The sequence below is a fragment of the Paenibacillus sp. 7516 genome (genome assembly GCF_002272715.1).
Taxonomy (GTDB): domain Bacteria; phylum Bacillota; class Bacilli; order Paenibacillales; family Paenibacillaceae; genus Paenibacillus; species Paenibacillus illinoisensis_A.
On record NZ_NPBI01000021.1, the window covers coordinates 185,519 to 211,958 of the forward strand.

At 47.3% G+C, this 26,440-nt stretch carries 31 protein-coding genes; 24 read left to right on the top strand and 7 right to left on the bottom strand.

All coding sequences use genetic code 11. The annotated features are described in order from the left end of the window. The first annotated feature begins 34 nt into the window (after window positions 1-34). From recN to CHI14_RS19365, 4 genes are all read left to right on the top strand, one after another. The gene (gene recN / locus CHI14_RS19350; protein ID WP_095290450.1) at window positions 35-1,771 is read left to right on the top strand and encodes a DNA repair protein RecN; all 1,737 of its coding nucleotides are present in this window, start codon (window positions 35-37) and stop codon (window positions 1,769-1,771) included. A 102-nt stretch (window positions 1,772-1,873) separates the two neighbouring features. Next, complete coding sequence (spoIVB, locus tag CHI14_RS19355) at window positions 1,874-3,205, top strand: SpoIVB peptidase (RefSeq protein ID WP_095290452.1); 1,332 nt, start codon at window positions 1,874-1,876, stop codon at window positions 3,203-3,205. 193 nt (window positions 3,206-3,398) lie between these two features. After that, a complete protein-coding gene (spo0A, locus tag CHI14_RS19360; protein WP_095290453.1) occupies window positions 3,399-4,217 on the top strand; it encodes a sporulation transcription factor Spo0A in 819 nt (272 codons plus the stop codon). Window positions 4,218-4,591: 374 nt separating this feature from the next. Next, window positions 4,592-5,629: an NAD(P)/FAD-dependent oxidoreductase gene (locus CHI14_RS19365; protein WP_095290455.1), complete on the top strand. Its 1,038-nt coding sequence runs from the start codon at window positions 4,592-4,594 to the stop codon at window positions 5,627-5,629. A gap of 90 nt (window positions 5,630-5,719) precedes the next feature. On the opposite strand, the gene CHI14_RS19370 is transcribed toward CHI14_RS19365, so the two are convergent. Together CHI14_RS19370 and CHI14_RS30685 are read right to left on the bottom strand one after the other, a co-directional pair. Further along, window positions 5,720-6,325: a hypothetical protein gene (locus tag CHI14_RS19370; protein ID WP_212677010.1), complete on the bottom strand. Its 606-nt coding sequence runs from the start codon at window positions 6,323-6,325 to the stop codon at window positions 5,720-5,722. A 32-nt stretch (window positions 6,326-6,357) separates the two neighbouring features. Then, window positions 6,358-6,492, bottom strand: a complete 135-nt coding sequence (locus tag CHI14_RS30685) for a hypothetical protein (RefSeq protein ID WP_283163916.1) — start codon at window positions 6,490-6,492, stop codon at window positions 6,358-6,360. A gap of 210 nt (window positions 6,493-6,702) precedes the next feature. Between CHI14_RS30685 and CHI14_RS19375 the strand changes: the two genes are divergently transcribed. Then, a complete protein-coding gene (locus tag CHI14_RS19375) occupies window positions 6,703-7,332 on the top strand; it encodes a hypothetical protein (protein ID WP_095290458.1) in 630 nt (209 codons plus the stop codon). Between the two features lie 536 nt (window positions 7,333-7,868). Beyond that, a complete protein-coding gene (locus CHI14_RS19380) occupies window positions 7,869-8,345 on the top strand; it encodes a hypothetical protein (RefSeq protein ID WP_095290460.1) in 477 nt (158 codons plus the stop codon). A 178-nt stretch (window positions 8,346-8,523) separates the two neighbouring features. On the opposite strand, the gene CHI14_RS19385 is transcribed toward CHI14_RS19380, so the two are convergent. Further along, window positions 8,524-9,117: a thymidine kinase gene (locus tag CHI14_RS19385; protein WP_095290464.1), complete on the bottom strand. Its 594-nt coding sequence runs from the start codon at window positions 9,115-9,117 to the stop codon at window positions 8,524-8,526. Window positions 9,118-9,295: 178 nt separating this feature from the next. Here CHI14_RS19385 and CHI14_RS19390 point away from each other — a divergent pair, with 178 nt between their 5' ends. Then, window positions 9,296-9,508 carry a hypothetical protein gene (locus tag CHI14_RS19390; protein ID WP_095290465.1) on the top strand — a complete coding sequence of 71 codons (213 nt, stop codon included), beginning with the start codon at window positions 9,296-9,298 and terminating at the stop codon, window positions 9,506-9,508. Window positions 9,509-9,516: 8 nt separating this feature from the next. Here the strand turns inward: CHI14_RS19390 and CHI14_RS19395 are convergent, their stop codons facing one another. Together CHI14_RS19395 and CHI14_RS19400 are read right to left on the bottom strand one after the other, a co-directional pair. Further along, window positions 9,517-9,864, bottom strand: coding sequence for a potassium channel family protein (locus tag CHI14_RS19395; RefSeq protein WP_095290467.1), 348 nt, complete (start codon window positions 9,862-9,864; stop codon window positions 9,517-9,519). Between the two features lie 155 nt (window positions 9,865-10,019). Then, window positions 10,020-10,337, bottom strand: coding sequence for a DUF2627 domain-containing protein (locus CHI14_RS19400; protein ID WP_095290469.1), 318 nt, complete (start codon window positions 10,335-10,337; stop codon window positions 10,020-10,022). A gap of 229 nt (window positions 10,338-10,566) precedes the next feature. Between CHI14_RS19400 and lpdA the strand changes: the two genes are divergently transcribed. The 5 genes from lpdA to lipB all read left to right on the top strand — a co-directional run bounded on the left by lpdA (window position 10,567) and on the right by lipB (window position 16,450). After that, window positions 10,567-11,991 (top strand): dihydrolipoyl dehydrogenase, encoded by a 1,425-nt coding sequence (lpdA, locus tag CHI14_RS19405; RefSeq protein ID WP_095290471.1) that lies wholly within the window; start codon window positions 10,567-10,569, stop codon window positions 11,989-11,991. Window positions 11,992-12,131: 140 nt separating this feature from the next. Next, window positions 12,132-13,160: a thiamine pyrophosphate-dependent dehydrogenase E1 component subunit alpha gene (locus CHI14_RS19410; RefSeq protein WP_095290473.1), complete on the top strand. Its 1,029-nt coding sequence runs from the start codon at window positions 12,132-12,134 to the stop codon at window positions 13,158-13,160. 2 nt (window positions 13,161-13,162) lie between these two features. Beyond that, window positions 13,163-14,149, top strand: coding sequence for an alpha-ketoacid dehydrogenase subunit beta (locus CHI14_RS19415; protein WP_095290475.1), 987 nt, complete (start codon window positions 13,163-13,165; stop codon window positions 14,147-14,149). A 72-nt stretch (window positions 14,150-14,221) separates the two neighbouring features. Then, window positions 14,222-15,625: a dihydrolipoamide acetyltransferase family protein gene (locus CHI14_RS19420; protein WP_095290477.1), complete on the top strand. Its 1,404-nt coding sequence runs from the start codon at window positions 14,222-14,224 to the stop codon at window positions 15,623-15,625. A gap of 117 nt (window positions 15,626-15,742) precedes the next feature. After that, window positions 15,743-16,450 (top strand): lipoyl(octanoyl) transferase LipB, encoded by a 708-nt coding sequence (gene lipB / locus CHI14_RS19425; RefSeq protein WP_095290478.1) that lies wholly within the window; start codon window positions 15,743-15,745, stop codon window positions 16,448-16,450. A gap of 25 nt (window positions 16,451-16,475) precedes the next feature. On the opposite strand, the gene prli42 is transcribed toward lipB, so the two are convergent. After that, the gene (prli42, locus tag CHI14_RS19430) at window positions 16,476-16,577 is read right to left on the bottom strand and encodes a stressosome-associated protein Prli42 (RefSeq protein ID WP_095290480.1); all 102 of its coding nucleotides are present in this window, start codon (window positions 16,575-16,577) and stop codon (window positions 16,476-16,478) included. 85 nt (window positions 16,578-16,662) lie between these two features. Here prli42 and CHI14_RS19435 point away from each other — a divergent pair, with 85 nt between their 5' ends. Continuing rightward, on the top strand, window positions 16,663-17,796 hold the full coding sequence (locus CHI14_RS19435) for a M20/M25/M40 family metallo-hydrolase (RefSeq protein WP_095290482.1): 1,134 nt from the start codon (window positions 16,663-16,665) through the stop codon (window positions 17,794-17,796). Between the two features lie 132 nt (window positions 17,797-17,928). On the opposite strand, the gene CHI14_RS19440 is transcribed toward CHI14_RS19435, so the two are convergent. Continuing rightward, a complete protein-coding gene (locus CHI14_RS19440) occupies window positions 17,929-18,063 on the bottom strand; it encodes a Z-ring formation inhibitor MciZ (protein ID WP_095290484.1) in 135 nt (44 codons plus the stop codon). A 121-nt stretch (window positions 18,064-18,184) separates the two neighbouring features. On the opposite strand from CHI14_RS19440, the gene CHI14_RS19445 reads away from it, so the two are divergent. The 11 genes from CHI14_RS19445 to spoIIAB all read left to right on the top strand — a co-directional run bounded on the left by CHI14_RS19445 (window position 18,185) and on the right by spoIIAB (window position 26,440). Beyond that, window positions 18,185-18,769 carry an NUDIX domain-containing protein gene (locus CHI14_RS19445; protein ID WP_095290485.1) on the top strand — a complete coding sequence of 195 codons (585 nt, stop codon included), beginning with the start codon at window positions 18,185-18,187 and terminating at the stop codon, window positions 18,767-18,769. 2 nt (window positions 18,770-18,771) lie between these two features. After that, the gene (locus CHI14_RS19450; RefSeq protein WP_095290487.1) at window positions 18,772-19,986 is read left to right on the top strand and encodes an endonuclease Q family protein; all 1,215 of its coding nucleotides are present in this window, start codon (window positions 18,772-18,774) and stop codon (window positions 19,984-19,986) included. A gap of 133 nt (window positions 19,987-20,119) precedes the next feature. Next, a complete protein-coding gene (spoIIM, locus tag CHI14_RS19455) occupies window positions 20,120-20,749 on the top strand; it encodes a stage II sporulation protein M (protein WP_095290488.1) in 630 nt (209 codons plus the stop codon). Between the two features lie 108 nt (window positions 20,750-20,857). Then, window positions 20,858-21,325, top strand: a complete 468-nt coding sequence (fur, locus tag CHI14_RS19460; protein WP_024630961.1) for a ferric iron uptake transcriptional regulator — start codon at window positions 20,858-20,860, stop codon at window positions 21,323-21,325. 167 nt (window positions 21,326-21,492) lie between these two features. After that, window positions 21,493-21,735, top strand: coding sequence for a DUF4227 family protein (locus CHI14_RS19465; RefSeq protein WP_095290490.1), 243 nt, complete (start codon window positions 21,493-21,495; stop codon window positions 21,733-21,735). 74 nt (window positions 21,736-21,809) lie between these two features. Continuing rightward, complete coding sequence (locus CHI14_RS19470; RefSeq protein ID WP_095290492.1) at window positions 21,810-22,700, top strand: tyrosine recombinase; 891 nt, start codon at window positions 21,810-21,812, stop codon at window positions 22,698-22,700. 181 nt (window positions 22,701-22,881) lie between these two features. Continuing rightward, entirely contained in the window at window positions 22,882-23,706 is an 825-nt protein-coding gene (locus tag CHI14_RS19475; protein ID WP_095290494.1) for a purine-nucleoside phosphorylase, read from the top strand. Between the two features lie 186 nt (window positions 23,707-23,892). Then, window positions 23,893-24,114, top strand: a complete 222-nt coding sequence (locus CHI14_RS19480) for a hypothetical protein (RefSeq protein WP_095290495.1) — start codon at window positions 23,893-23,895, stop codon at window positions 24,112-24,114. Window positions 24,115-24,369: 255 nt separating this feature from the next. Further along, window positions 24,370-25,491 carry a D-alanyl-D-alanine carboxypeptidase family protein gene (locus CHI14_RS19485; protein WP_249281173.1) on the top strand — a complete coding sequence of 374 codons (1,122 nt, stop codon included), beginning with the start codon at window positions 24,370-24,372 and terminating at the stop codon, window positions 25,489-25,491. A 143-nt stretch (window positions 25,492-25,634) separates the two neighbouring features. Further along, window positions 25,635-25,988, top strand: a complete 354-nt coding sequence (gene spoIIAA, locus CHI14_RS19490; RefSeq protein WP_036663380.1) for an anti-sigma F factor antagonist — start codon at window positions 25,635-25,637, stop codon at window positions 25,986-25,988. Continuing rightward, complete coding sequence (gene spoIIAB / locus CHI14_RS19495) at window positions 25,985-26,440, top strand: anti-sigma F factor (RefSeq protein ID WP_095290499.1); 456 nt, start codon at window positions 25,985-25,987, stop codon at window positions 26,438-26,440. Before spoIIAA ends, spoIIAB begins: the two co-directional genes overlap by 4 nt.

Sequence of the window (26,440 nt, forward strand, 5' to 3'; positions counted from 1 at the left end):
TTGCTGAGTTTGTCATCCGGAGGTGCTTTGGCCGATGCTAGTTACATTATCGATTCGTAATCTGGCTGTTGTAGAAGAAGTGGATGTAGTATTTCACGCAGGATTTCATGTGTTATCAGGGGAAACAGGTGCAGGTAAATCAATCATTATAGATGCGCTCGGTTTGATCGCAGGTGGTCGGAGTTCGGCCGATCTGATCCGTTACGGTTGTGACAAAGCGGAGATGGAAGCTCTGTTCGAGATGGAACAGGGTCATCCAGTGTGGGAAACACTGGAGAAGCTTGGGATTCATTGTGAACCTGAAGAACACCTCGTTATTAGACGGGAGCTGAATACCCAGGGTAAGAGCACATCCCGCATCAATGGTCAGTTGGTCAATCTGACGATGCTGCGAGAAGTGGGAGAGAAACTGATTAATATTCATGGTCAGCATGAGCACCAAAGTTTGCTGCGTGCTGAAAGTCATCTAGGCTTATTGGATACCTACGGAGCAGCTATCATTGGTCCAGTAAAGTCGGAATATCAGGAAAGGTACAGCCGGTTCATTACTGCTGAGAAAGAACTGCGTGCCCTTCAGGAGTCAAGTCAGCGTGCATATCAGCTGCTGGACATGTATCGTTTTCAACTGGAGGAGATTGCTGCCGCCGGGTTAACAAGTGGTGAAGATGAATTACTTGGTGAAGAACGGGTCAAGCTATCCCATAGTGAGAAAATGATGGACAGCGTTGCCGGTGCATATGATCTGCTCAGTGGTCAGCGCGGACTCGAGGCAGTGAGCATTGCCCTCTCTCGGATAGAAGATATCTCTGGTTACGATAGCAAAGGACTACAGCCTATTGTGGAACAGCTGCAGTCGGCCTTTTATCAATTGGAGGATGCTACATTTCAATTAAGGGATTACCGTGAAAAAATAGAGTTTAACCCCGGTCGACTGGAAGAGGTTGAGCAGCGCTTAAACTTGATTTCTGGTCTAAGACGGAAGTACGGGGACAGTGTTGACCTTATTTTGAATTATTATGAACAGATTAGCCATGAAACAGACCAGTTGGAAAACAAGGACGAGCGCCTGGAGAAACTGCGTGCTGAGCGTGACAAGCTCCTGGTTCTGGTGATGGATTCTGCAGAGGATCTGAGCCGGGTACGCAAGCAGTGTGCCGATGAACTCGCTGCTCAGGTGGAGAGTGAGCTGAAGGATCTTCAAATGGAGCGTACAACGCTGCGTGTACAAATAACGCCATCAGAAGATCCAAAGGGGATTGAATGGAATGGGCGCAGGCTTCGGCTGAGTCGTCAGGGAGCAGACAATGCGGAATTTCTCATCTCGCCGAATCCGGGCGAACCGCTGCGCCCATTAGGTAAAATTGCATCAGGTGGTGAGTTATCCAGAATGATGCTTGCCATGAAGAGTATTTTCGCGCGTCACGATCGAATTCCCGTCCTCATATTTGACGAGGTTGATACTGGAGTTAGCGGACGGGCGGCACAATCCATTGCAGAGAAACTGTTCCGTTTATCCTCAACCTGCCAAGTATTTTCGATTACACACTTGCCACAAGTCGCCTGTATGGCAGATCACCAGTACCTCATTGAAAAACATGTCGTTGACGGGCGTACAATGACGCAGGTGGAATCGCTGTCAAACGAGGGTAGAGTGAAGGAATTGGCACGTATGCTCGGCGGTGTTGAAATTACAGAAAAAACACTGCATCATGCACAGGAAATGCTGAATTTGGCGGAAGCCAAAAAAGGAGGAAACGAGCGACCGGCGTAATGATTGACAGTAATAAAAGCCTGGGGGCAAGGTTATCTTATAGGTACGCAATTGGCGACCACCTTTCGTCAAGCGAAAGAAGCAAAGGGAGTGTGACAGCCATTGAATTCCCCCCTCAGGAAGAAATTGCTAGGTCTTTTATTTGCCTTCTTTCTATGTGTAATCAGCCAGGCCATTCAGCCTGTGCAGAGTTATGCCTCCTTACCTGACGAATTACAGGTATTTGCAGGCAGGCAAGCAGATGTACGACTCGCTGTACCGGCTTCTTCCAGCGCCGTTGTAGACCGACCGGATATTGTTGGTTTAGATGGACAGGAGCAAGCAGTGCATGTCACGAAGCAGCAACCATTGCATCTTCATCCTCAGCAGACAGGGCAAGCGAAATTAACCTTGAAGCTGTGGGGCAAAATTCCGGTCAAAACGGTTAATGTGAACGTGATTCCGGATTTGCGAGTTGTACCCGGGGGTCAAACCATTGGCGTAAAAGTAAAGTCCGCTGGGATTTTGGTAGTAGGTCATCACTTGGTCCGTGCTGAAGGAGACCAAAGAGTCTCTCCAGGAGAAACAGCAGGCATTAAACTTGGGGATCTGATAACCCATATGAATGGCAAACGTCTGGATGGCGTTGCAGGCGTTGCTGAAGCTGTAGAGCAAGCGGGAAAAAGCAAAAAAGGGATCGATGTGGTATTGCAACGTGGGAAGGAAACCGTTAAAACACGACTCACACCAGCATACGATGCCGAAGATCAGGCCTGGAGGCTTGGATTGTACATTCGTGATTCTGCGGCTGGCGTAGGTACATTAACGTTCTATGCACCAGACCAAGGCGTGTATGGAGCTTTGGGGCATGTGATTACGGATATGAATACTCAAACATCCATTGTCGTAGGCAGTGGACAGATTGTCCAGTCGAATGTGACGTCTATATCCAAAAGTGAATCCGGAGATCCGGGTGAAAAGCGTGCACATTTTCTTAAGGAAAGCAAAATATTAGGCAATATTGAGCGTAATACGGCTTTTGGCATATTTGGTAAGATGTCTGACAATCCTGATCACAGTTTATACACCAAAGGAATTCCTGTCGCTTTCTCACATGAAGTGAAGGAAGGACCGGCAGAAATTCTGACTGTTGTCGATGGTCAGCAGGTTGAACGTTTCGCCATCGAAATTGTCCATGTGGCCGATCAATCGGAGCCTGCAACCAAAGGTCTTGTGCTTCGCATTACAGATCCTAAGCTGCTTGATAAAACGGGTGGGATCGTTCAGGGAATGAGCGGCAGCCCAATCGTTCAGAATGGCAAGCTCATTGGCGCTGTGACACATGTGTTTGTTAATGACCCTAAATCAGGTTACGGGTGTTTCATCGAGTGGATGTTACAGGATGCCGGCGTGATGATCAAAAAGGAAAAAGCAAAAAATCTTAAGGCTGGGTAAACCGCCTTAAGATTTTTTTGTCGAATGAAAAAGATAATTATCACATAATGAAATAAATTATTTATTATATAGCAATGCGAAAAAAAAATAAAGAAAAATAATTTTCGACAGAAGGAATTTCCTCGCCTGTGTCGAAAATTTAACCTGTAAGGAAATGTACGAAACAGTGGTTAAACCAAAGGAGGATACCGTTTTGCAAAAAATCGAGGTATTGCTGGCTGATGATAATCGTGAATTTACGAATTTGCTTGCCGAATATATATCCGAACAGGAAGATATGGAAGTTACCGGAATTGCCTACAACGGGGAAGAAGTACTGCAGTTGTTGGAGCAAAGTCGTGATGTGCCGGATGTATTGATTCTGGATATTATTATGCCTCATCTGGATGGGCTGGGTGTATTGGAGCGTCTGCGCAACCTGAACCTGAATCCACAACCGAAAGTGATCATGCTTACGGCATTCGGTCAAGAGAACATCACACAGCGTGCCGTGCAGCTCGGTGCTTCTTATTACATCCTCAAACCTTTTGACATGGAGGTACTCGCTAATCGGGTTCGCCAGCTTGTAGGATCCCAGACAACCGTCTCTTCAAGCACGAACAGTGGTTCATCCATGTTTATGACCAACAAATCCAATGTGGTGCCAATGGGCAAACACAAAAATTTGGATGCCAGCATCACGTCCATCATACATGAAATCGGCGTTCCTGCGCATATTAAAGGATATCAATATTTGCGTGAAGCCATCACCATGGTATATAACAACATCGAAATTTTGGGTGCAATTACCAAAACGCTGTACCCTGCGATTGCCGAGAAATTCAAAACAACGCCGTCCCGCGTTGAACGGGCTATCCGCCATGCGATTGAAGTGGCCTGGACACGCGGAAACATCGACAGCATCAGCCACCTGTTTGGTTACACGATCAACATCAGCAAGTCGAAACCGACGAACTCCGAGTTTATCGCAATGGTTGCCGACAAGCTGAGAATTGAGCATAAGGTGTCTTGAAAGGACCGGGAGTAGTTAGGTAATTATGAAAGCAACAGCATACTGAATGCCGTGATTTACAGGTCGATTAGCGTCCTATAGATTGCGGCATTGTTTTTTGTTTTCATAAGTTTGAAATAATATTTAACAAAAAACGATGTGTTGGCAACAAACTGATGGATAACCCGGTTTGGAACTGCATTTCAGCGGTGAAAGAAGGTTGTCTGATCGAGATTGATTGTAACTTCTTCTATGATTCTGATATCTATAAAAATTGTTTTGTTTTTATCCATTGTATTTTGATAAGATTCCCATTAAACTATGGATTAAGTGATAATGAGAATCGATATCAAATACTCGATGTTAGGGATCGAATTAACGGAGGTAACTTTAATATGGATCAGCAGTTGGAACTATATGATGTAACCATTATCGGCGGAGGTCCCGCCGGGATGTACTCTGCCTTTTATAGCGGTATGCGGGATATGAAAACGAAATTGATTGAAGCACGGGACAGACTCGGCGGACGCATGCTCTTTTATCCGGAGAAGATGATCTGGGACGTGGGTGGTGTAACACCGATTTTATGCGCAAATCTGATTAAGCAGCTGGAAGAACAGGCGAGAACGTTTGAACCTACGATTGTGTTTGAACAGCAGATTGAAGGTTTCGAACGTCAGCCGGACGGTACAATTATTCTGACGGCTGCTACTGGTGAGAAGCACTGGACTCGGACCGTCATTATGGCAATCGGTTACGGAATATACAAAATGGCGAAGCTGGAACTTGAAGGAGCTGACCGTTACGAGGTAACGAATCTGCACTACACAGTGCAGGAGTTGGAACCTTTCCGGGGCAAACGTGTCCTTATCTCTGGGGGAGGCGATTCTGCAGTCGACTGGGCCAACGAGCTTGAAGCTCTGGCAGAACAAGTCACGGTTGTACATCGACGCGATCACTTCGGCGGACTGGAGCGAAATGTCATTCGTATGAGAGAATCCTCGGTGGATGTTCGTACACCCTATGCAGTGAATACGCTGCACAGTGTTAGTGGAGAAGTAATTGAACAAGTGACGATATCCCACGTGGAAACAGGTGAAAGTGAACTGCTGGAAGTCGATGCAATTATCGTTAATCACGGCATGAAGAGTGACTTTGGCCCCATTCGGGACTGGGGGTTGGATCTTGGAGAGTGGCATGTAACCACAACAGAGAAGCTTCAAACTAATATTCCGGGTGTATTTGCGGCAGGCGACTTTGTAGATTATGGCAGCAAGCTATATCTTATTGCAGGAACATTCACGGATGCTGCCCTGGCGGTCAACAGTGCCAAACTTTACATGGATCCTGAGGCAGAAAAAGTTGCCTACGTATCTTCTCATAACAGCCGATTCAAAGAGAAAAACAAAGCTCTCGGTGTTGTAGAAGAATAAATACCCAATTAAAAAACCATAACCTTAATTACCTTGACTGAATACCAGGTATTAGGGTTGTGGTTTATTTTTGTGCGTGTTTAAAATTTATTAAGCTAAAATGTCAATTGATGTATTAGGGTTTATCATTGTCGGAGAATTCGAATGTTGTTTGTTGTCCATAACCTCGTTGTTATCCGAAAGTATATCGTCTTTATTGTCCTTTTCCGCTTTCACCTCTTCTGTAGATGATTTCTCAGCAGTCGGTTCATTGCGTGGAGCTGTATCGTTTATATCTTTGAGTAATTCCCCAATTTTCTTATCCGTACTTCTAATGTGGGATTTAACTTCCTGAACCATTTCTCGCTTCATCTGAAAAACAGTATGCTCTGCATTTTCAAGCATTACCGATTTTCCGTTATCTGCATGAGGATTACTATCTAATAAAGTACGATCAAAACGAACGCCGCCCTCAAGCGTGTTGATTGAAGCTTGCATTTTCTCACGGGAGCCAACCAGCTTTCCCAATTGATCGTATGTATTGCTATTCTTAATTACAGAACCGAGTGAGACCGTATCTTCAGGTTGAGAATCAGAACTTTTGGGCCTTTCATTCTCTTTTTGGCGTGTCTTTTCCTGAATTTCTTCTGCTTTAATTTGAGCAATTTGAGCGTCAATTTCCTGGATACTGGAGGTCAAGGTTTGAATGCGCTGCATTTTCGTTTTTGTATCCAGTTTTTCATTGGATCTCACGTTTGCATTTCTTCGCTTAGTCTTGCCTTCTGTTTATTTAGGTCCTGAATGATCTTGTCCGTTTTGGTAGCTGTATTACTGCTGCTCTGATTGGTTCCGGTGCTTCTGTTCGATGATGAAACGGATAACATAAGGGATTCCTCCTGGGTGTGATAGTTGCATGATTTTTTAATCATACTTATTATAATATCGGAATTTTGGGTTATTCTGTTAAGAGACACTGAAACATGCAGTAGCTAAGATTGTATGGCAGTTTGATCAGTTCCGAAGTGAAAACTATAATATGAAAATAGACGAATAAATCTGACAGAGTGGAGAATACGGGGTGGAGTATGTCTAAAATGTTTCGGAGTTTCATTTCCTCTGTCCTCAGGGTTACCAAAGGAAAGAAACGAATCAAATACGCAGCCATTTATCTTGCTGTTGCCGGTGCTTTGCATCGATTACTGGTTGAGAGTAGGCGTGAGCGATCGGCAGCCAAACGGCTGCAGCAGGATCTTCCTGTCGCAGAACTTGGGCAAATGAAGCTGGAACCGGGAGATATCGTGTATACGCCAAGTTCGGAATCAACCTATTATGCAGGACATATGGGGATTATTGGGCTGGACGGCAAAGTGTATCATGTTCATCCTTATGGACCCGTGTTCGCCGATTCCCTGGAGTGGTATCTTACAAGGTTCTATGAAGGAGATCGTTTCATTGTATTTCGTTCACGTTTAAACCAGGCTGGGCAGCGTGCGGCTGAGTGGGTGCATGAACACTACAAGCAGGTTAAGTTCTATCGATTGCAGACCAATCTGCGAAGTATTGAACGAAATTATTGCTCCAAATTTGTATATCAGGCCTATCAATTTACCACAGGGCTGGATCTGTGGAGCAGAAGGTTTACCCGGTTTAATCAAGGGTACATCTATCCGTTTCGAATTGAGCGTTCACCGGCACTGGAAGTGCTGGGTACCTTTTATAAATGAAGAATCACCACTGGCATGGCTGTCCTTGACCCTGCATAGGGAGGATAGCTTTTGTCGGTTTTTTTTGATATGTGTATCGATTAAAGACAGGAAAAGGCTCTAAAACGTCGAATAGATTATGAGATAGACGTGCACAACTGGGAATTGTATACATAATACCGGCAAGTTCAATTTGACCGGAGAACGACGAAGAATGGCTGCAATCTAGTCTAGAGAAAGAGTGAGAGTGAGATGAAATGGCTGGGCTTCTTACGCGGATTCAGACGCAAACAAAACGTAGTGAAGCTATCGGACTACACACCCAAAAAAGAAAGGAGGCACTACTGCTCCATATGCAAGAAAAAAGTTGAATCAGTCGTTCATTACGCAGCGCCTCAGGGAAATGTTGCAGGTGTATGCAGTTCCTGTAAGCTATTGGCGGATGAACGTGGAATGTACCCCATTTAATAGGAAGAATCATGCTCAGGAAATAACATTGCTTTGATTTATGAGCATTTTTGTAGTACATTAGCAAATGTATTCGAAGGAGGATTCTAATGTACTCAGGTAGACAAGACGATACTTTATACATCATGACCTACACCTTAAACAGCGGTATCAAGGGTACGGTTCCACTGTCTAATAAGCAGATTGTTGAGTGGCTGGATTGCTACAGAAATGAGAAGCGCTTCGTGACCGAGATTGGGAAAGAGTTCTTTGGATTGAATGCAGGCCTCGTGGCAGACTTCAAAGTTCAAAATCATTTATCCGATTATCAACAGACCATCATGCCCACACAGCAGCAGGATAATCTGGAACGCTTGTCCAGTGCATATAAATCAACCGAGCTATTGATGAAAATTGATTGCAAATGCGGTACGGCATATGTAACGGAATCTCCATATAAGCGAACCAAATGGTATTGTACGAAGTGCAAAGAGATCGTATTTCTGGACGCCAAAAAAGGAATGGTAGAAACGTCCCGCGGTGACGCATACTACATGACCAACAAATATTTTGTTTCCCGCGACTAGTGGGAGACTACGAATTAGAGCATCGCTGTGAAGCGGTGCTTTTTTGTAATGAATGTGAACCGGGTAGAGCACATGCAATAGTTAAGCAAAAAAAGCCCTTCAGGGCTTTTTAAGAATAGACAGGTCAGACTCAGAGTTCTGTCTCAGAGGACCTGCGGAATGTATAATAAAAGCTGAACTAGCATTCTACTTTGTGAGGAGGAATGAAACAGCAGCGGCAGCGTGGTTCGTAGGCTTCGGAATCGCCAATCATGACAACCGGGCCAAGAGTGACTGGCTCTCCGTTCACAATACGCTGAGTGAAGGCAGCATCAGGGCTTCCGCAAACCGCACAAAATGCGGAGAGTTTCTCGATGTCATCTGCCATAGCGAGCAGACCCCCAATATATCCGAATTCCTTGCCTCGATAATCCATATTAAGACCATCTACAATCACGTGTTTGCCGCAATAGGCAAGCTCGGAGACCAGGTCCATAATGGCACTGCTGAAAAATTGCACTTCATCAAAAGCAACCACATCAGCATCTTTGGTCTGGGCAAGAATCATCTCCACGGATTCCGGAGTTAATTGCCGGGGGATGGAATGGGCAGGAAGGCGATATCCGATTCGGCTGACAATCTCGTCCTGAGCAAACCGATCATCTTCGGCTGGTTTGTAAGCAACGACCTTTTTACGGCCAAATTGAATTAATTTCTGACAACGGCGAATGAGTTCACCGGATTTTTCACTGAACATAGGTCCAGTAATTACGGTAATACGTCCTGTTTGCACGGTGCTGCTACTCCTCTCACATACGGATTCAACAAAAAAAGCGACCATTACAGAGTACCACAAAATCTCCGGTCAGAGCTAGAACTAATCCAAGCTGCTTTGTGTTACTATATGGATTATTACACTGTTGGTAACGGCAGTTGTGAAGTTGTAGTATTGGAAAAGAGGTGTTTTACAAGTGAATGAAGCGATAAATGAAATGCAGCAACGGTATGAGGAATTAAAGGGACAGGCTGTCCTTCATGAAGGCGCGGAGGCGCTGATTGCCGATCTGTTTGCGGAAATAGAGCGGCTGCAGGCCAGCAATTTAACCCTGCGCAGAACCATTCTGAAGTCTTCTTCCAAAGAATCCCGCATGTCAACGAAGCTGAGGGATGCATTATACGAATAACCCGGAGATTACTCCGGGTTCTCTTCTGTCTGCAATTTGCGAGGAAATAGAATACCTGCTGTAATTCTGGCAATCATGGCAAAGGTAAGGCCAATGCCGGCATACATGTAGATCACGGTAAATGCTTTGCTGAATCCGGTGGTAGGCACAAATTCAGGATGCCCCACCGTCGTCAGAGTCACGGCGCAGAAATAAAGCGCATCGATCCAGTGCAGCCCTTCCACACGGGTATAGAACAAGGTTCCTGACAGCAGTGTTGCTGCAGTCAAGATAAAGAGTGCGAGAAACTTGGGGTCCTTGAACGCGTGGAAAATGCCCTTGAGCAATCTTTTCAGCGTCATGAGAAACGATATCATGTTAAACCATCCTGTCTTTTTTTGATGTCGATCATTCGCATCATTTTCTTCTAGTTACGTGCGGGATGATGCAGAGATATCCATGTGAATAAATAAGCATTATACCTGATCCTGTTTGAATGATAAAGCTAGGGAGAACAGCAAAAAGCCCGGACTTATGAAAGCTTGCCGGGTGTCTCTGCCTGTTCGGTTGTGTTTTTGGAACGGAAACGGGGACCCACATAATTGCGTTTACGGTCACGGAACAAAATCCAGCCCCCCAAGAAACTCATGCCTGCAGCAAATAGGAGAAGCCCGCCTCCAAAGGAAAGCCACTGGAAACCTGGTGAGATCTGATCATTCCCGTGCTCAGCATAATATAGGAAAAGGGCGTCTTTCATCATCAAAAAACCTTTCATGGCCATTAGTCCAGGAATAACCAGGACCAAAATCGCCAAAAACCGTGCAAAGACCAGTCTAGTATTCATCACCATTTAACCCCTTCTGCCAAATGTCGACGTAAAATAAAGGTTGCGTTTACAGGTCATGCCTGATTCCATCATAGCTTGGTTTGTGCACGCTGTCCATGTGTTAGGACAAACTTTGAGTTGACTGTCCAAGGGGAGTACAATGGAATATAGTAAAGTTCTGCAAAAGGCTTTTCATCATCATCAACAACGTTCCATTCATAATTAATCATATTGATAGAGGAGAACATAAAAGATGCCAATTACATGTGATGTTGCCATTCTCGGAGGAGGGACCGGGGGTTACGTTGCCGCAATTCGTGCTGCCCAGTTGGGTAAACAGGTCGTCATTATTGAGAAGGACAAGCTTGGGGGTACCTGCTTGCATCGCGGGTGTATTCCTAGCAAGTCGCTATTGAGAAGTGCGGAGGTGTACGCTGAGATTCAAGAGAGCGAATCGTACGGAATCGAAACAGCTGGAGCAACGCTGGTATTTCCCAAGGTACAGGCGCGTAAGGATGCTATTGTGGAGCAGCTGCATCAAGGTGTTCAATATTTGATGAAAAAAAATAAGATCCAGGTCGTATACGCCAAAGGGCGTGTAATCGGACCGTCCATATTCTCACCTCAGAGCGGAGCAGTAGCTGTGGAGTTTGAAGATGGGGAGATGGATACGGTTGTGCCAACCAATCTCATCATTGCTACCGGGTCACGTCCGCGCGTACTTCCGGGCCTGGAGCCGGATGGCCGGTACATCATGAGCAGTGACGAAGCTCTGCGGATGGATGAATTGCCAACATCACTCATTATCGTGGGTGGTGGCGTGATTGGGCTGGAATGGGCATCCATGCTGAATGACTTCGGGGTGGACATTACGGTTGTCGAAGCTGCCGATCATGTATTACCCGCAGAAGACGAAGACGTGGCAAGGGAGATGCAGCGGTTGCTTGGCAAACGTGGAGTACGCTTCCTGACAAAGGCTAAAATCATGCCAGAATCATATGAGGCTGGTCATGAAGGTGTTCGAATTGATGTTCAGATGAATAACGATCAGCAGGAGACGCTCAGTGCGGACAAAATGCTGATATCAGTCGGGCGGCAGGCTAATGTCGAAAATATTGGACTTGAAAACACCGATATCAAACTGGACCGCGGATTCATCGCGGTAAACAAACATCTACAGACTGGTGAAGGACATATCTATGCGATCGGGGATTGCATTGGTGGATTACAGCTTGCACACGCTGCGAGTCATGAAGGCATTCTGGCTGTGAATCACCTGGCAGGTCAATCGGTTCATGCCGTCGAATCCCATCGCATTCCGCGGTGTGTGTACACTCGTCCTGAAGCAGCAAGCATTGGTTTCACGGAGCGCGAAGCGAAAGAGCGCGGTTTCGATGTTAAAACCGGCAAGTTTCCGTTTCAGGCGATTGGCAAATCGCTCGTTCATGGAACCCGGGACGGTTTTGTGAAGGTAATCGCCGATGCCAAGACGAATGATATATTGGGTGTACATATGATTGGTACCCATGTAACGGAACTGATTGCTGAGGCTTCGCTGGCACAAATGCTGGATGCGACGCCATGGGAAGTCGGACAGACGATCCATCCGCATCCTTCATTGTCCGAAATTATGGGCGAAGCCATGCTGGCCGTAGACGGAAAAGCCATTGGAATGTAGGTCTGGACAGACTTATGAGAAAGGTTCTTTCCTTTTTTGGGCAAAAGGGATTATAATAAGGTTAAGCCAAGTCTTAGTACCAGGTTATAAGATCGGGTTGTAAGACGGGCACAGGCTCTGATTAAAAGGAGGTACCTCATATGAGTTCACAAGGTACTGCAGATGCGGTCCACCGGCATGAACAGCTGGGACTTAGCGATGGAGAAGTATTGGACATGTACAAATACATGCTGCTTGCACGCAAGTTCGATGAACGTTGCCTGCTCTTGCAGCGGGCCGGCAAAATTAACTTTCACGTATCCGGAGTAGGTCAGGAAGCTGCACAAGTGGGTGCTGCTTTTGGACTGGACCGGGATCACGATTATTACTTACCTTATTACCGCGATTACGGCTTCGTATTGGCAGTAGGCATGACGCCTCGCGAGCTGATGCTCTCTGCATTTGCCAAGGCGGAAGATCCGAATAGCGGCGGCCGTCAGATGCCGGGCCATTTTGGCCATAAAAAGCTGCGAATTGTTACGGGCTCAAGCCCGGTTACTACTCAAGTACCGCATGCCGTAGGTTTTGCACTGGCAGCCAAAATGCAGAAAAAAGAATTTGTTTCTTTTGTAACGTTTGGTGAAGGCTCAAGCAACCAGGGAGACTTCCACGAAGGTGCTAACTTCGCTGGAGTTCACAAGCTGCCTGTCATTATTATGTGTGAGAATAACCAGTACGCCATCTCGGTTCCGGTCCATAAGCAGCTTAGCGGCAAGATATCGGATCGCGCACTGGGGTACGGCTTCCCTGGACTACGGGTTGACGGCAATGATGCGCTCGAAGTATATGCTGCCGTCAAAGAAGCGCGCCGCCGTGCAATTGCCGGTGAAGGCCCTACCCTGATTGAAGCCATGATGTACCGTTTATCTCCTCACTCCACTTCCGACAATGATCTGGCATACCGGACCAAGGAAGAGGTTGACGAGAATTGGAAGAAGGACGGCGTTCTTCGGATGAAAAATTATTTGATTGATTGCGGCATCTGGGACGAAGCCCGGGATGCGGATCTGGCTTCCCAGCTTGCGCTGGAAATGAAAGAAGCGACTGAATATGCAGACAACGCGCCATATCCGAAACCTGAGGACACTCTGACGCACGTTTACGCGGACAGCGAAGAAGGGGGACGGTAATCATGGCGGTTATGGAATATATTGATGCGATCCGTCTTGCGATGAAAGAAGAGATGGAGCGAGACGAGAATGTCTTTGTACTGGGTGAGGACGTCGGTGTCAAAGGCGGCGTGTTTACCACAACCAAAGGCTTGCAAGAGCAATTTGGCGAGATGCGTGTGATGGATACACCTTTGTCCGAATCGGCCATTGCAGGGGTAGCCATTGGGGCGGCTATGTATGGCATGAAGCCAATTGCGGAGATGCAATATTCGGACTTTATGCTGCCGGCAACCAATCAGATCATTAGTGAAGCGGCCAAAATCCGCTATCGTTCCAACAATGACTGGAGCTGTCCGATTGTTATCCGTGCGCCGATTGGCGGAGGGATCTTCGGAGGATTGTATCATTCACAATGTCCGGAATCCATTTTCTTTGGGACACCTGGTTTGAAAATCATCGCTCCTTACTCGGCATATGACGCCAAAGGTTTGCTCAAAGCTGCCGTCCGTGACCCGGATCCGGTATTGTTCTTCGAAAATAAGAAGTGTTACAAGCTGATTAAAGAAGACGTACCAGAGGATGATTACATCGTTCCGATCGGCAAAGCAAATGTGCTTCGTGAAGGCGCGGATATCACGGTTATCGGGTACAGCCAGCCGCTGCATTTTGTAATGCAGGCTGCGGAAGAACTGGAGCGTGAAGAAGGAATTACTTCCCACGTTCTGGATCTGCGTACACTGCAGCCGCTTGACCGTGAAGCGATCATCGCTTCCGCACGTCAGACAGGCAAGGTGCTTATTGTTCACGAGGACAACAAAACAGGTGGTGTTGGTGCCGAAGTTGCGGCGATTATCAGCGAAGAGTGCCTGTTCGATCTGGATGCACCCATTCAGCGTCTTTGCGGACCGGACGTACCGGCAATGCCAATCAGCCCAACACTGGAGAAATTCTACATGCTTAGCAAGGATAAAGCGAAGGAAGCCATGCGCACCCTTGCGGAGTATTAATTCGGTTGATCATAAGTATCGACAATCTATTCGAAAAAAAGGTTAAAAGCAAAGTTTGGAGTGATATAACAAATGGCTGAACGTATGAAATGGATCGAGGTCATTATGCCGCAGCTGGCAGAATCGCTGGTCTCGGCTACCATTGGAAAATGGTTAAAAAAACCGGGCGACCGGGTTGAACAATACGAGCCAATCTGTGAAGTAATCACCGATAAGGTCAATGCAGAGATTCCATCGACAGTTGATGGAATCATGGGCGACCTTCTGGTGGAAGAAGGTACGACGATTGCTGTTGGCGAAGCCATCTGCCGTATGCAGGTAGCAGCTGCAGATGATGAGCAAGTGGCAGAGCAAGTGACACCGATATCCCAGCAGCACAATGCACAGCAAGGATCAGCGACTCCAGCAGGTCATGATCCCAATCAGCCTATGCGTAATCGCTACTCTCCTGCGGTACAGTCACTTGCAGCAGAGCATGGTCTCAACTTGCAGGCCATTCAAGGCACAGGTGCAGGCGGACGCATCACACGCAAGGACGTGCTTGCTGTTATCGCTCAAGGTGGCCAAACAGGTATACCGTCAGCACAACCTTCCTCTGCAGCTAGTCCATCTGCTTCACCGTTTAGCGGTTTGAACAAAAGCGGTGCAGATACAGGAATCTCTGCAAGAGAAGCGATTTCTGCGGCGGATGCAGGCGTTCCCGTGAGACATTCAGGGATTCATTTGACGGAATCTCCGAAAATCCCGCAGATTGAAGTAGAAGGTGGTGGCCAGGGAAGATCGGAATATTTTATCGATGTTACTCCTGTGCGTAATGCCATTGCCCGGAACATGCGTCAAAGCGTATCGGAAATTCCTCACGCATGGACCATGATTGAAGTGGATGTTACCAACCTGGTCATGCTGCGTAATAAGCTAAAGGATGAGTTCAAGCGTAAGGAAGGCATTAATCTAACGTACCTCTCCTTCATGATGAAGGGTGTTGTAAATGCGATTAAGGATTACCCGATCATGAACTCGGTTTGGGCTGTCGACAAAATTATCGTTAAACGGGATATTAACCTGTCCATGGCGGTAGGTACGGAAGACTCTGTACTGACACCTGTAATCAAGCATGCGGATCAGCGTAATATCGCAGGTCTGGCCCGGGAAATCGACGATTTGGCACGCAAAACCCGTGAAGGTACCCTGAAGCTGGATCATATGCAAGGTGGTACGTTTACGGTCAATAATACCGGTTCGTTTGGTTCAATTCTATCGCAACCGATTATTAACTATCCACAAGCGGCAATTCTCACGTTTGAGTCAATCGTGAAGAAGCCTGTAGTCATTAATGACATGATTGCCGTTCGTTCGATGGCCAACCTGTGTCTGTCTCTGGACCATCGGATTCTGGATGGCGTCATCTGCGGCCGGTTCTTGCAGCGGGTCAAAGAAAACCTTGAAGGTTATAATATGGAAACAAAGGTGTATTAATGAAATAGAGTTGTCAAGGAAAAGTGTATGTGCCAAAGGCCGTGCACTTTTCCCGCTGTCTGCGGTTAAACGATCAAATATGGTTTGGACAATGAAGCGGAAGGGTGTGGGGAAATCATGAACAAGCCGCTGGATGTGACATACATACCGATGCTTGATTATGAACAGGCTTGGAACCGCCAAAAAGCAATTGTACAGCAGCTGGACGTAGGTGAGGGAATCGAGCAGATGCTTCTGCTGCAGCATCCTCCCACGTATACCATCGGATCTCAGAATCATCCGGAGCATTTGCTTCTCAGCAAGGAGGAGCTCGAGGCAAAGGGGATTACCTTGTTTCAAATTGATCGTGGCGGTGATATTACATATCATGGCCCTGGCCAGCTTGTTGGTTATCCACTGCTCGTTCTCGGCCGTGATGAAGCTCTTGATTTACATGGATATTTGCGCAATCTGGAGCAGGTCATCATTGATTACCTGGCAGATGAGGGTATTGAGGCTGGCCGGAAAGAAGCATACACCGGAGTATGGATCGGAGATATGAAGATCGCTGCCATCGGGGTAAAGTTCAACCGTTGTAAGCATCGGCGAGGATTCGTGACGAGTCATGGTTTTGCTTTTAATATTACTTCAGGTATTCAGGATGAAGGATTTCAGGGGATTATCCCTTGTGGCATAGAGCAGTACGGCGTGACCTCTCTCGAGGACATCACCGGCAGAACCTACACCGTGGAGCAAGTTGCCCAGCAGATTGTCCCCTATTTCGGACGCATTTTTCCATATGAGATGACTTGGAGAACCGAAAAAGAAGCCATTGTCCGTCTCTAGTTCAGACAGTCAAGGGCTTCAGATTCTATCCAAATAGTAGGGGTTCAAGAGCGATGAAAAGGGTAGACCCGATCATGGCAATCAGCATGAGATAGATCACGATTTTGAACCATTTCTTTTTTTGCATGAAGAGAGAACTCCTTTCAACAAATGAAAAATAAACAAGCATATTAATTGTATTGTACCGTATCCATGAGAGGGAGGAAAGTCCTATGATTAAACAGGAACGTGTCATACATCAGTTTATGGAACTGGTGCAGATCGACAGTGAAACGAAGAATGAACATAACATCTCCAACGTATTGAAGGAACAGTTTACCAAGCTGGGTCTCAGCATATATGAGGACGAAACCATGGAGAAAACCGGGCATGGCGCAGGTAACCTGATTGTTACCTGGGAAGCGGATGGTGCTCCGGAGGCAGCGCCGATCTTTTTTACCTGCCACATGGATACTGTAACTCCTGGACAAGGGATCAAACCTGAGCTTGGGGAAGACGGTTGGATTCGCAGCGATGGCACAACGATCCTCGGAGCAGATGACAAGGCAGGCATTGCTGCACTGCTTGAAGCGATTCGGGCGATCCAGGAGAACAAGATTCCACACGGGAAAATTCAGTTCGTCATTACCGTTGGCGAAGAATCCGGTCTGGTTGGTGCCCGTGCGATGGATCCAAAAGATATTGAGGCTGAATTCGGTTATGCACTTGATTCCAATGGTGCAGTGGGAACGATTTGTGTTGCTGCCCCGGCGAGAGCCGAGATACAGATGAACATTTATGGAAAATCGGCACATGCAGGGGTGAACCCCGAAGACGGCATCAGTGCCATCCAAGTGGCGGCCAAGGCCATTGCAGCAATGACACTGGGACGGATCGATGATGAGACTACGGCCAATATTGGCAAGTTTCAAGGCGGATCTGCACTGAACGTTGTGTGTGATTTTGTACAGATTGAAGCGGAAGCACGCAGTATCGTGCAGGAAAAAGTGGAAAAGCAAATTGCTCAGATGCGTGAAGCTCTGGAAACAACCTGCCGCAAATACGGTGCCACAGCCGAATTCCGCAGCGAGATTTTGTATCCTGCCTTCGGGTTCCATGATGAGCATGAGGTTGTGCAGCTTGCGCAGCGTGCGATTCGTAGCCTGGGTCTGGAAACAAGTACGTTTGCTTCGGGTGGAGGCAGTGATGCCAACATCTTCAATGGCTTCAACATTCCTACCGTCAATCTGGCGGTAGGTTATGAGGATATTCATACGACGAAAGAGCGCATTCGTGCGGATGATATCGTTAAACTGTCCCAGGTTGTCGTAGCCATCATTCAGGAGACGGCTTCTGGCAGTAAGTAAGCATATATAGAGGTGTTACTTGGAAGGAAGGAAACACCTCTCTACGTAAAAGTCCGAAACCGGTTAGCATCGGATTCGGACTTTTTGCGAATTCATGTTATATTTCATGAGAGAAATGAAAGTCAACAAGGATTACTTTCGTCCCGCAATCAGTTCACTTAGTTTGGCATCGGGGCCCCATTCACGCAGCCATTGCTTGAGTATAAGCTGGACTTGCCTTGCTTGTCCGACCACATGTACCGATTGAGATGTCACATAACTGTTCATTGGATATCCCCCTGATTTTGTTTTATATTTCTCGAAAGGCTATAGACTCACAATATGCCAAAAAACGGGGGATTATACGTATTGTGAATATAAAATCTTGAAAAAGTGGAGTTGATCCTATATGAATCCTACCAATCAAACGGGCTCTAACCACCCGTCTAATCCCAAGCTCGATGAAGTAACGGTCTCGACGAAGCCAATCTTCGAAGGAAAAGTCATTTCTCTTCAGGTCGATACGGTCAAGCTGCCTAATGGACAGACAGCTTCACGTGAGATTATCCGTCACCCCGGTGCGGTAGCTGTACTAGCCTTGAACGGGGATCGCATGCTGGTGGTTGATCAGTATCGTCAGGCAATGGGGCGAACCGAGGTGGAAATACCTGCAGGCAAACTTGATCCGGGAGAAGAGCCGGAGGCTGCGGCCGCTCGTGAACTACGGGAAGAAACCGGCTATGCAGCCAAGTCGCTGCGTCATCTGCGTTCATTCTATACATCACCTGGCTTCGCAGACGAGATCATTCACTTGTACATTGCCGAGGAGCTCGAAGCCGGAGACATGGCACTGGATGAAGATGAATTTCTCGAGGTATCTGAAATTACGCTTGAGGAAGCGTATCAGCTTATGGATCAGAACCGGATCAGTGATGCCAAGACGATGATGGCTGTGTACGCATGGGATCTGTACAGAACGACAGGGCGGTTTTAACGATGGCAGATCAGCAGACAACGTCTAACACGTGGGATTCCTGTTACGCAGACCTGCATATCCACATTGGGCGTACGTCCCGCGGTGAAGCTGTTAAAATCAGTGGCAGCCGGGATCTAACCTTCGAGAATATTGCTCGTGAAGCGTCAGAGCGCAAGGGAATTCATCTGCTCGGCGTCATAGACTGCCATTCACCGGTGGTACAGATGGATATCGAGCAGCTGCTTGAGAATGGCACGATGTCCGAGCTGAAGGATGGGGGCATTGCCTACCAGGACACCACGATTCTGCTCGGTACCGAAATCGAGCTGCGCGAACCGGAGATGCGAGAATATCACATGCTGGCCTACTTCCGTGATTTGACAACGATGAAGTCATTCACGAAGTGGATGCAGCGTTATATGAAAAATGTGAATCTCAGTTCACAACGGGTATATGTCTCTTCCCTTGAAATGCAGGCCGAGATAAAAGCCCGTGGCGGGCTGATCGTGCCCGCACATGCCTTTACACCTCACAAAGGCATCTATGGCAGCACGGCTCCGCGTATGGCGGATGTGCTGGATACAAGCCTGATTGATGCCGTGGAGCTGGGATTAAGCTCAGATTCATCCATGGCCAGCTACATTCAGGAGCTTGACCAGCTCCCTTTTCTAACCAATTCGGATGCACACTCCCTTGGCAAAATCGGACGCGAGTATAATGAGCTGCAGATTGCCCATCCTTCATTTGACGAATTCAGCATGGCACTGAAGGGTGAGGCAGGAAGAAATATTAAGGCCAATTACGGCTTGAACCCAAGGCTTGGCAAATACCACCGCACGTATTGTGCAGCCTGTGGCAGCATCATGGATGAACAAGCGATGTCAGCGGAACGCTGCCCCTATTGCGGTAGTACGAAGCTGGTGCAGGGTGTTCTGGATCGTATACTGGCTATAGCAGATCGGGAGAGCCCTCACGTTCCAGAATTCAGGCCACCTTACCACTATCAGGTACCGCTTGAGTTTATCCCGGGACTGGGCAAGGCAAAGCTGCGTCAGCTTCTGGAACACTTTGGCACCGAAATGAATGTACTTCATCGGACAAGTGAAGAGGAGCTTGCGAGTGTTGTGGGACCCGTTCTGGCCAGTCTTATCGTTGCTGCTCGAAATGGTCGACTGGAGTTGTCATCCGGAGGCGGGGGAACCTATGGCAAAGTCTCTGGTAAAGAAACGGACTAAGACAGGCAGGAGGGAAGGATAGGGCGAGTATCGGGACAAGGAGTCATACCCACGAACTTCGGTTCATAGAATGACTGTGTGGATTTCTTAGAGATCCTGCAGCATGATAACCGGAAAGGGGACCCGTTCCTGTATGCGTTCTTCCTACTTCACGTTCAAAGGTCAAACCTCGTTATATGTATTTGTAGCTGTCTTGTTTCTGGTCGGTGTCATTTTTGGCGCCTTGATGGTTAATGCCCTGTCTCTTGAGCAGCGTCAGGATCTGGAGGGCTATCTGGGCAATTTTTTCATGACAGTCCAGCACAGCGGGCAGATCGTCGAATCCGGAACCTATTGGGATATAGCGATACTACATCTGAAATGGGTTGGCCTTATCTGGATACTGGGCCTGTCCGTTATCGGATTGCCGGGTATATTGGTTTTGGATTTTCTAAAAGGAGTGCTGATCGGATTTACCGTTGGATATCTCGTCGGACAGTATTCCTGGAAAGGGCTGCTGTTTGCCCTGGTATCCGTCGCGCCGCATAATTTGTTCGTCATTCCGGTACTGCTGATCTGCAGTGTGTCGGCCATGACCTTTTCCTTATATATCATTCGGAATCGTGTACTCATGCAGCGGACGCCGGGTGGACAAAGGCCGTTTGCCTCTTATGTGCTGCTGACACTGGTTATGGCTGGTCTGCTGTTAGGCGTCGCGTCTTTTGAAACTTGGGTAACACCTGCAATGATGCGCTGGGTTACGCCAATGCTGCTCCCGGCGTAGCACCGTAACGGACAGTGTAAAATGTTGACTTTAATTACGCACTCCCCCTATAATGAAAGAAGTGGGTTAAGTTGCAGTGTGCAGTGATTTCCTAGGGGGAGGGAGAAAATGGAAGCACGGATCGATAAAATTAAGCAGCAACTACAGTCCCAAGGTTATAAATTAACGCCCCAGCGGGAAGCCACCGTAAGAGTACTTCTTGAGAATGAAGAAGATCATCTGAGTGCGGAAGACGTATTCATGCTCGTTAAAGAAAAAGCTCCCGAAATCGGTCTGGCAACCGTGTACCGTACCCTCGAACTGCTGAGTGAGCTGCATGTTGTAGAGAAAATCAACTTCGGCGACGGTGTAGCGCGTTATGATCTGCGCGGAGATACATCCAAGCATCACCATCATCACTTAATTTGCGTTCAATGCGGAAGTATGGATGAAATACGTGAAGACTGGCTTGGACCGCTTGAAGAGCGTCTGGAGCGGGAATTTAACTTTTCGGTAGTAGATCACCGACTGGATTTTCATGGGATTTGTTATCGTTGCAAAGCTAAAAATGACCAGAAGCCCAAAGATGAAGAATAACATAGCATATCTTCAAGCTCTCACCGGCGGTTTTGACGGGAGAGCTTTTTTGGTCCAGTATATGATGTGAGGTTATCTCTAATGTCATCTCTGATGTCATATTCCTGCGTTTGTCGTCATACCCTGATTCTAGATGAATTGGATTCAAACCAGGAGGGGGACAACCCATGATTATTTCACTGCGCCAAGGGCTTCGTTTTATACGATTTATTATAGTTTTTGCAGGATTGGTTTATCTGTTCTATCATGTTCTGGATTTGTTCAACGGCTGGATCTCACCTGTGGATCAGTATCAGATGCCTACAGGGAATGCAGTCAAAGTCTTTCAGGAGACGGATTGGCCAGGTAATGGAGAAGCACGTCTTACGCTGGCGGAGAGACTCCGTTTGTTTTATTGGTATGGGGAGTAGCCCGGACAGCCAGGGATGCAAATACGGAAGCAGGTTGCCAGTTAGGCAATGCTGTCAGATGAGGAGCGTTGTACATGAGACAGACGATACACCCCTATGCCTTATACTTGGAAGAAGATAAAGGGATGTCAAGCAGTACGCTGGAGTCGTATCTTCGGGACGTGGACAAGTTCATCGAATTTGCAGATAAGGAATACGGTATTCGTGAGGCAGAGCAGGTGCGTCGTACTCATGTTATCTTGTTTATCGGCAAACTGAAGCAGGCGGGGCGTGCCAATGCGACCATTGCTCGCAGCGTGGTATCCTTGCGTTCCTATTTTCATTTTTTGATGCGCCGTGGCGAGATTCTGCAGGACCCAACGTTTGATGTCGAGGCTCCGAAAGCGGACAAAACGCCGCCACAGGTATTAACGGTGGATGAAATTGAACTCCTTCTGGCCTCGCCCGATACTCGCTCTGCCCAAGGGGTGCGTGATCGTGCCATGCTTGAGCTTTTGTATGCTACCGGTATTCGGGTCTCGGAATTGATCGCACTGGATATACGGGATGTTCAACCTGGCATGCGGTTTATTCGCTGCGGAGGTGCAGGCAAAGAACGGATTCTGCCGATTGGTGCACCGGCAGCACATTGGGCAAGTGTGTATGTTAACGATTTTCGTAACCACCTGCTCAAAACAGACTCGGACGAGCAGGCTCTGTTCGTCAACGTGTCCGGAAGACGTTTAACCCGTCAGGGCTTCTGGAAGCTGCTCAAAAAAGCGGCGATGGATGCAGGGATTTCGGAAGAGATCACCCCGCATACGCTGCGCCATTCCTTTGCGGCCCACCTGATTGCAAGCGGGGCGGATACTCGTGCAGTGCAGGACATGCTGGGCCATGTGGAGCAGGCAGGACAACAATATGGGAATCATGGCCGCAAAACGATGAAGGAGATCTATGAAACTCATCATCCGCGAGCAAAATAATTGGCTTTAACGCTAAAAATTCAATAATAGATGCGGAACATATAGCTGATTTAGGATAAAATAAACTGTACACATTAAACGCCGTTATACATAAGCGAGTGCATCCGTCGGGAGGAATATACCTGAACGATGCATCAAGCTGACATAGACGGAAGTTTCAACTCAAGGGGGAACATTTGAAATGACAGCATTAAATCAACAGATGATTCAGGAAGCTGCATCTTACATTCAAAACAAAAGCTCCATCAAGCCGGAAGTCGGTTTGATTTTGGGTTCCGGTCTTGGCATTCTGGCCGATCTTATTGAAGATGGCGTCAGCATTGCCTATCAGGATATTCCTCACTTCCCGGTCTCCACTGTAGAAGGGCATGAAGGAGAATTGCTGGTCGGCACCATTAAAGGACGTCCGGTTGTTATGATGAAAGGCCGTTTCCACATGTACGAAGGATATGGCCCTGAGCTTACAGCGTTCCCTGTACGTGTCATGAAAGAACTGGGTGTATCTTCACTGCTCGTAACCAACGCGGCTGGCGGTGTGAACACTTCGTACGAGCCAGGTGATCTGATGCTGATCTCGGATCACTTGAATATGACGGGCAAAAATCCGTTGATCGGGCCTAATGATCCGGCAATGGGCGTGCGCTTCCCTGACCTGTCTGAAGCCTACAGCCGCCGTCTGCGCGCGCTGGCGAAAGATACAGCGGCTTCACAAGGTTTTGACGTGCGTGAAGGCGTATACGCAGGCTTGCTGGGTCCTAACTATGAGACACCTGCTGAGATCGTGATGCTGCGTACGCTGGGTGCAGACGCGGTGGGTATGTCTACGGTATCCGAGGTTATCGTGGCACGTCATGCTGGTCTGGAAGTGCTCGGCATTTCCTGCATCAGTAATATGGCAGCCGGAATCCTTGATCAGCCGTTGTCCCATGATGAGGTCATGGAAACGACCGAGCGTGTTCGTGAATCGTTCCTTGCGCTTGTTCTGGCCGTCATTCCGCAAATGTAAAACGTAAGCTTCAGTAAGACAACCTATGGTGATCCTTGGGATCATTCAAGAGGTTGTCTTTTTTTATTTTTTTACAAAAAAGTGAAATTCAGAAAATAAAGAAAGGGTAACATGGAAATGTTCTGCTTAAAGAAAAATCATTTAGTGTAGCAATAACGATCTACATGTCATGTACGGAGGTTTGATATGAATATTGATCGTGTTATCGGAGTCATACATATTGGAGTGCTGCTGCTGCTTTTCTTTGTTAAAACGAATATTGCGTTTTTGGCTGCCAGTATCATAATCGTTATGATCATGGTGTATCAAACCTACACCTCTCCGACAAAGTGGAACATCCGTATATCTGTCGTATTAACTTCGTTTCTTATCTTCTGGAATATCTATTCTTGGGATTTCGGGGGATGATTCCCTCTTTACAGTATCGTGGGTAACTTACGTGTTCTCTCTTCATTAGGGGGCACGTTTTTTTGTGCATTTGTTTGAGAATAGAAAAAGTTCGGGAAATCATTCATGGGATGGAATAATTTACTGTAAACGCGCCGACAATGATTAGCAGTACATGCATGGAGCATGCAGTAAGCAAGTCATTTGAGGAGGTTAACCCTAGTGAAGAAACGAATAATGGCATCGTTCATGACCCTATGTATTTTGCTACCCCTTATGGCATCAACAGTGCTGGCTGAAGAAGCACCCAAAACAGCAGGGGGGACAGATCTTGCCCCGTCAGCACGTTCTGCTATATTGATGGATGCCGATACGGGGACGGTTATTTTTGAGAAAAACAGTCATGATCAGCTGCCTCCGGCGAGTATTACAAAGATTATGACCATGCTGCTGACGATCGAAGCCATTGATTCCGGCAAGCTGAAGCTGACGGATAAGGTGAGAACGAGTGAATATGCTGCATCCATGGGTGGTTCACAGATTTTCCTCGAACCTGGCGAAGAGATGACTGTCGATGACATGTTGAAAGGAATCGCCATGGCTTCCGGTAATGATGCATCTGTTGCGATGGCAGAGAAAATTGCCGGATCAGAAGAAGCTTTTGTACAACTGATGAATGAACGGGCCAAAGAGCTCGGCATGAAAGATACTCACTTTGCCAATTGTAACGGACTTCCAGTGGAGAATCATTATTCTTCCGCACATGACATTGCGCTGATGAGTCGTGAACTGCTGAAACATTCAGGCATTACGAAATACACGGGAGCATACCAGGACTATCTTCGTAAAGATACGGAAAAGCCCTTCTGGCTGGTAAATACCAATAAACTGGTCCGTTTCTACTCAGGCGCAGACGGCTTGAAAACGGGTTATACATCAGAAGCCAAATTCTGCTTGTCGGCTACCGCTATGAAGGACGGACTGCGTACGGTTGCTGTAGTGCTGGGTGAACCGAATACGAAAACTCGAAATGCTGAAGTGTCTTCGATGTTCGACTATGCGTTCGGACAATACACAATGAAACCTTTGTACAAAGCAGGAGATCAGCTGGGCAGTCTGAAAATTGAAAAAGGGGAAGTCGCTGAGCTGCCGCTGACGGCAACGCAAAATTATAGTGTGCTGATGCGCAAAGGCGCCAAATCCGATGAGTTCCGCCATGAGCTGTTAATGGCAAAAGAAGTGAAAGCACCCGTCAAGGCTGGTCAAAGCGTAGGTAAGCTTGTCGTATACCAAGGAAACGAGGTCATCAAGGAGTTCGATATCCAGGCTCCTCAGGATGTGAATAAGGCTGGCTGGTGGAAGCTGTTTAAACGAACAACATCGAACCTGTTTGATTAAACGCCGATTTGCGCGTTCTGCATACATTCCTTGAACGTATTTTGTAGTTAAATAGGGGTTTTCTTCTAGTTTTGTCGGGGGGCAGGAAAAGCCTTCGGAAACGTAGAAATCCTTGTTCAAGACTGGGAGGAGAGTGAGCAAACGTGAACTTGCATGTGGAAATGGAACATCACCGCGGGATTCTGATTGTGCGATTATCCGGGGAGCTGGATCACCATACAGCCGATATGGTTCGAATGCAAATGGATGAGGCCATCCAGCGCAGACAGTGTGAACATCTGGTGCTTAGCCTGAAAGATCTTCAATTCATGGACAGTTCGGGTCTGGGTGTCATTTTGGGCAGATACAAACTCATTAAAAATAAAGGCGGCAAGATGGTTGTATGTGATGTTAATCCGCCGGTCTATCGTTTGCTGGAAATGTCGGGTTTGTTCAAGATCATGCCGATTTACGAAAATGAGGGAACAGCTCTCTCGGGTCTGGAGGTCGTCTCATGAGTGAAGGTACGGGAACAAATTTCATGAATCTGCAATTTGCGGCCAAGTCGGAGAACGAATCGTTCGCAAGGGTGACTGTCGCTGCGTTCATCTCTCAGCTTGATCCCACAATGGACGAGCTCAGCGATCTGAAGACGGTTGTCTCGGAAGCGGTGACGAACAGTATCATCCACGGGTATAACAACAATCCCGAGGGTGTCGTGTCCATTCAGGCGCAAATTCGCGAAGACATGATTACAATTATTGTGGAAGATCGCGGAGAAGGAATCGAAGACCTGGAACTGGCCAAACAGCCGCTATATACGTCCAAACCCGAACTTGAGCGGTCGGGCATGGGCTTCACCATTATGGAAAACTTCATGGATGAATTCGAAGTCAGCAGCGAGCCCGGCAGAGGCACCTCCATCAAGATGAAGAAGAGGATTGAATCCAAGAAAGCAATGTATAATTAG

Excerpts from the sequence above, each read along its gene's own strand:
- CHI14_RS19450 (WP_095290487.1), top strand. The coding sequence starts at position 18,772 with ATGGCAGATCAGCAGACAACGTCTAACACGTGGGATTCCTGTTACGCA.
- spoIIM (WP_095290488.1), top strand. The coding sequence starts at position 20,120 with ATGCGTTCTTCCTACTTCACGTTCAAAGGTCAAACCTCGTTATATGTA.
- CHI14_RS19370 (WP_212677010.1), bottom strand. The coding sequence starts at position 6,325 with ATGCAGCGCATTCAAACCTTGACCTCCAGTATCCAGGAAATTGACGCT.
- CHI14_RS19420 (WP_095290477.1), top strand. The coding sequence starts at position 14,222 with ATGGCTGAACGTATGAAATGGATCGAGGTCATTATGCCGCAGCTGGCA.
- prli42 (WP_095290480.1), bottom strand. The coding sequence starts at position 16,577 with ATGCAAAAAAAGAAATGGTTCAAAATCGTGATCTATCTCATGCTGATT.
- recN (WP_095290450.1), top strand. The coding sequence starts at position 35 with ATGCTAGTTACATTATCGATTCGTAATCTGGCTGTTGTAGAAGAAGTG.
- CHI14_RS19410 (WP_095290473.1), top strand. The coding sequence starts at position 12,132 with ATGAGTTCACAAGGTACTGCAGATGCGGTCCACCGGCATGAACAGCTG.
- CHI14_RS19470 (WP_095290492.1), top strand. The coding sequence starts at position 21,810 with ATGAGACAGACGATACACCCCTATGCCTTATACTTGGAAGAAGATAAA.
- CHI14_RS30685 (WP_283163916.1), bottom strand. The coding sequence starts at position 6,492 with ATGTTATCCGTTTCATCATCGAACAGAAGCACCGGAACCAATCAGAGC.
- lipB (WP_095290478.1), top strand. The coding sequence starts at position 15,743 with ATGAACAAGCCGCTGGATGTGACATACATACCGATGCTTGATTATGAA.
- CHI14_RS19475 (WP_095290494.1), top strand. The coding sequence starts at position 22,882 with ATGACAGCATTAAATCAACAGATGATTCAGGAAGCTGCATCTTACATT.
- lpdA (WP_095290471.1), top strand. The coding sequence starts at position 10,567 with ATGCCAATTACATGTGATGTTGCCATTCTCGGAGGAGGGACCGGGGGT.
- CHI14_RS19440 (WP_095290484.1), bottom strand. The coding sequence starts at position 18,063 with ATGAACAGTTATGTGACATCTCAATCGGTACATGTGGTCGGACAAGCA.
- CHI14_RS19395 (WP_095290467.1), bottom strand. The coding sequence starts at position 9,864 with ATGATATCGTTTCTCATGACGCTGAAAAGATTGCTCAAGGGCATTTTC.
- CHI14_RS19400 (WP_095290469.1), bottom strand. The coding sequence starts at position 10,337 with ATGGTGATGAATACTAGACTGGTCTTTGCACGGTTTTTGGCGATTTTG.
- CHI14_RS19465 (WP_095290490.1), top strand. The coding sequence starts at position 21,493 with ATGATTATTTCACTGCGCCAAGGGCTTCGTTTTATACGATTTATTATA.
- CHI14_RS19365 (WP_095290455.1), top strand. The coding sequence starts at position 4,592 with ATGGATCAGCAGTTGGAACTATATGATGTAACCATTATCGGCGGAGGT.
- CHI14_RS19415 (WP_095290475.1), top strand. The coding sequence starts at position 13,163 with ATGGCGGTTATGGAATATATTGATGCGATCCGTCTTGCGATGAAAGAA.
- CHI14_RS19480 (WP_095290495.1), top strand. The coding sequence starts at position 23,893 with ATGAATATTGATCGTGTTATCGGAGTCATACATATTGGAGTGCTGCTG.
- CHI14_RS19445 (WP_095290485.1), top strand. The coding sequence starts at position 18,185 with ATGAATCCTACCAATCAAACGGGCTCTAACCACCCGTCTAATCCCAAG.
- spoIIAB (WP_095290499.1), top strand. The coding sequence starts at position 25,985 with ATGAGTGAAGGTACGGGAACAAATTTCATGAATCTGCAATTTGCGGCC.
- fur (WP_024630961.1), top strand. The coding sequence starts at position 20,858 with ATGGAAGCACGGATCGATAAAATTAAGCAGCAACTACAGTCCCAAGGT.
- CHI14_RS19380 (WP_095290460.1), top strand. The coding sequence starts at position 7,869 with ATGTACTCAGGTAGACAAGACGATACTTTATACATCATGACCTACACC.
- CHI14_RS19435 (WP_095290482.1), top strand. The coding sequence starts at position 16,663 with ATGATTAAACAGGAACGTGTCATACATCAGTTTATGGAACTGGTGCAG.
- CHI14_RS19375 (WP_095290458.1), top strand. The coding sequence starts at position 6,703 with ATGTTTCGGAGTTTCATTTCCTCTGTCCTCAGGGTTACCAAAGGAAAG.
- CHI14_RS19485 (WP_249281173.1), top strand. The coding sequence starts at position 24,370 with ATGGCATCAACAGTGCTGGCTGAAGAAGCACCCAAAACAGCAGGGGGG.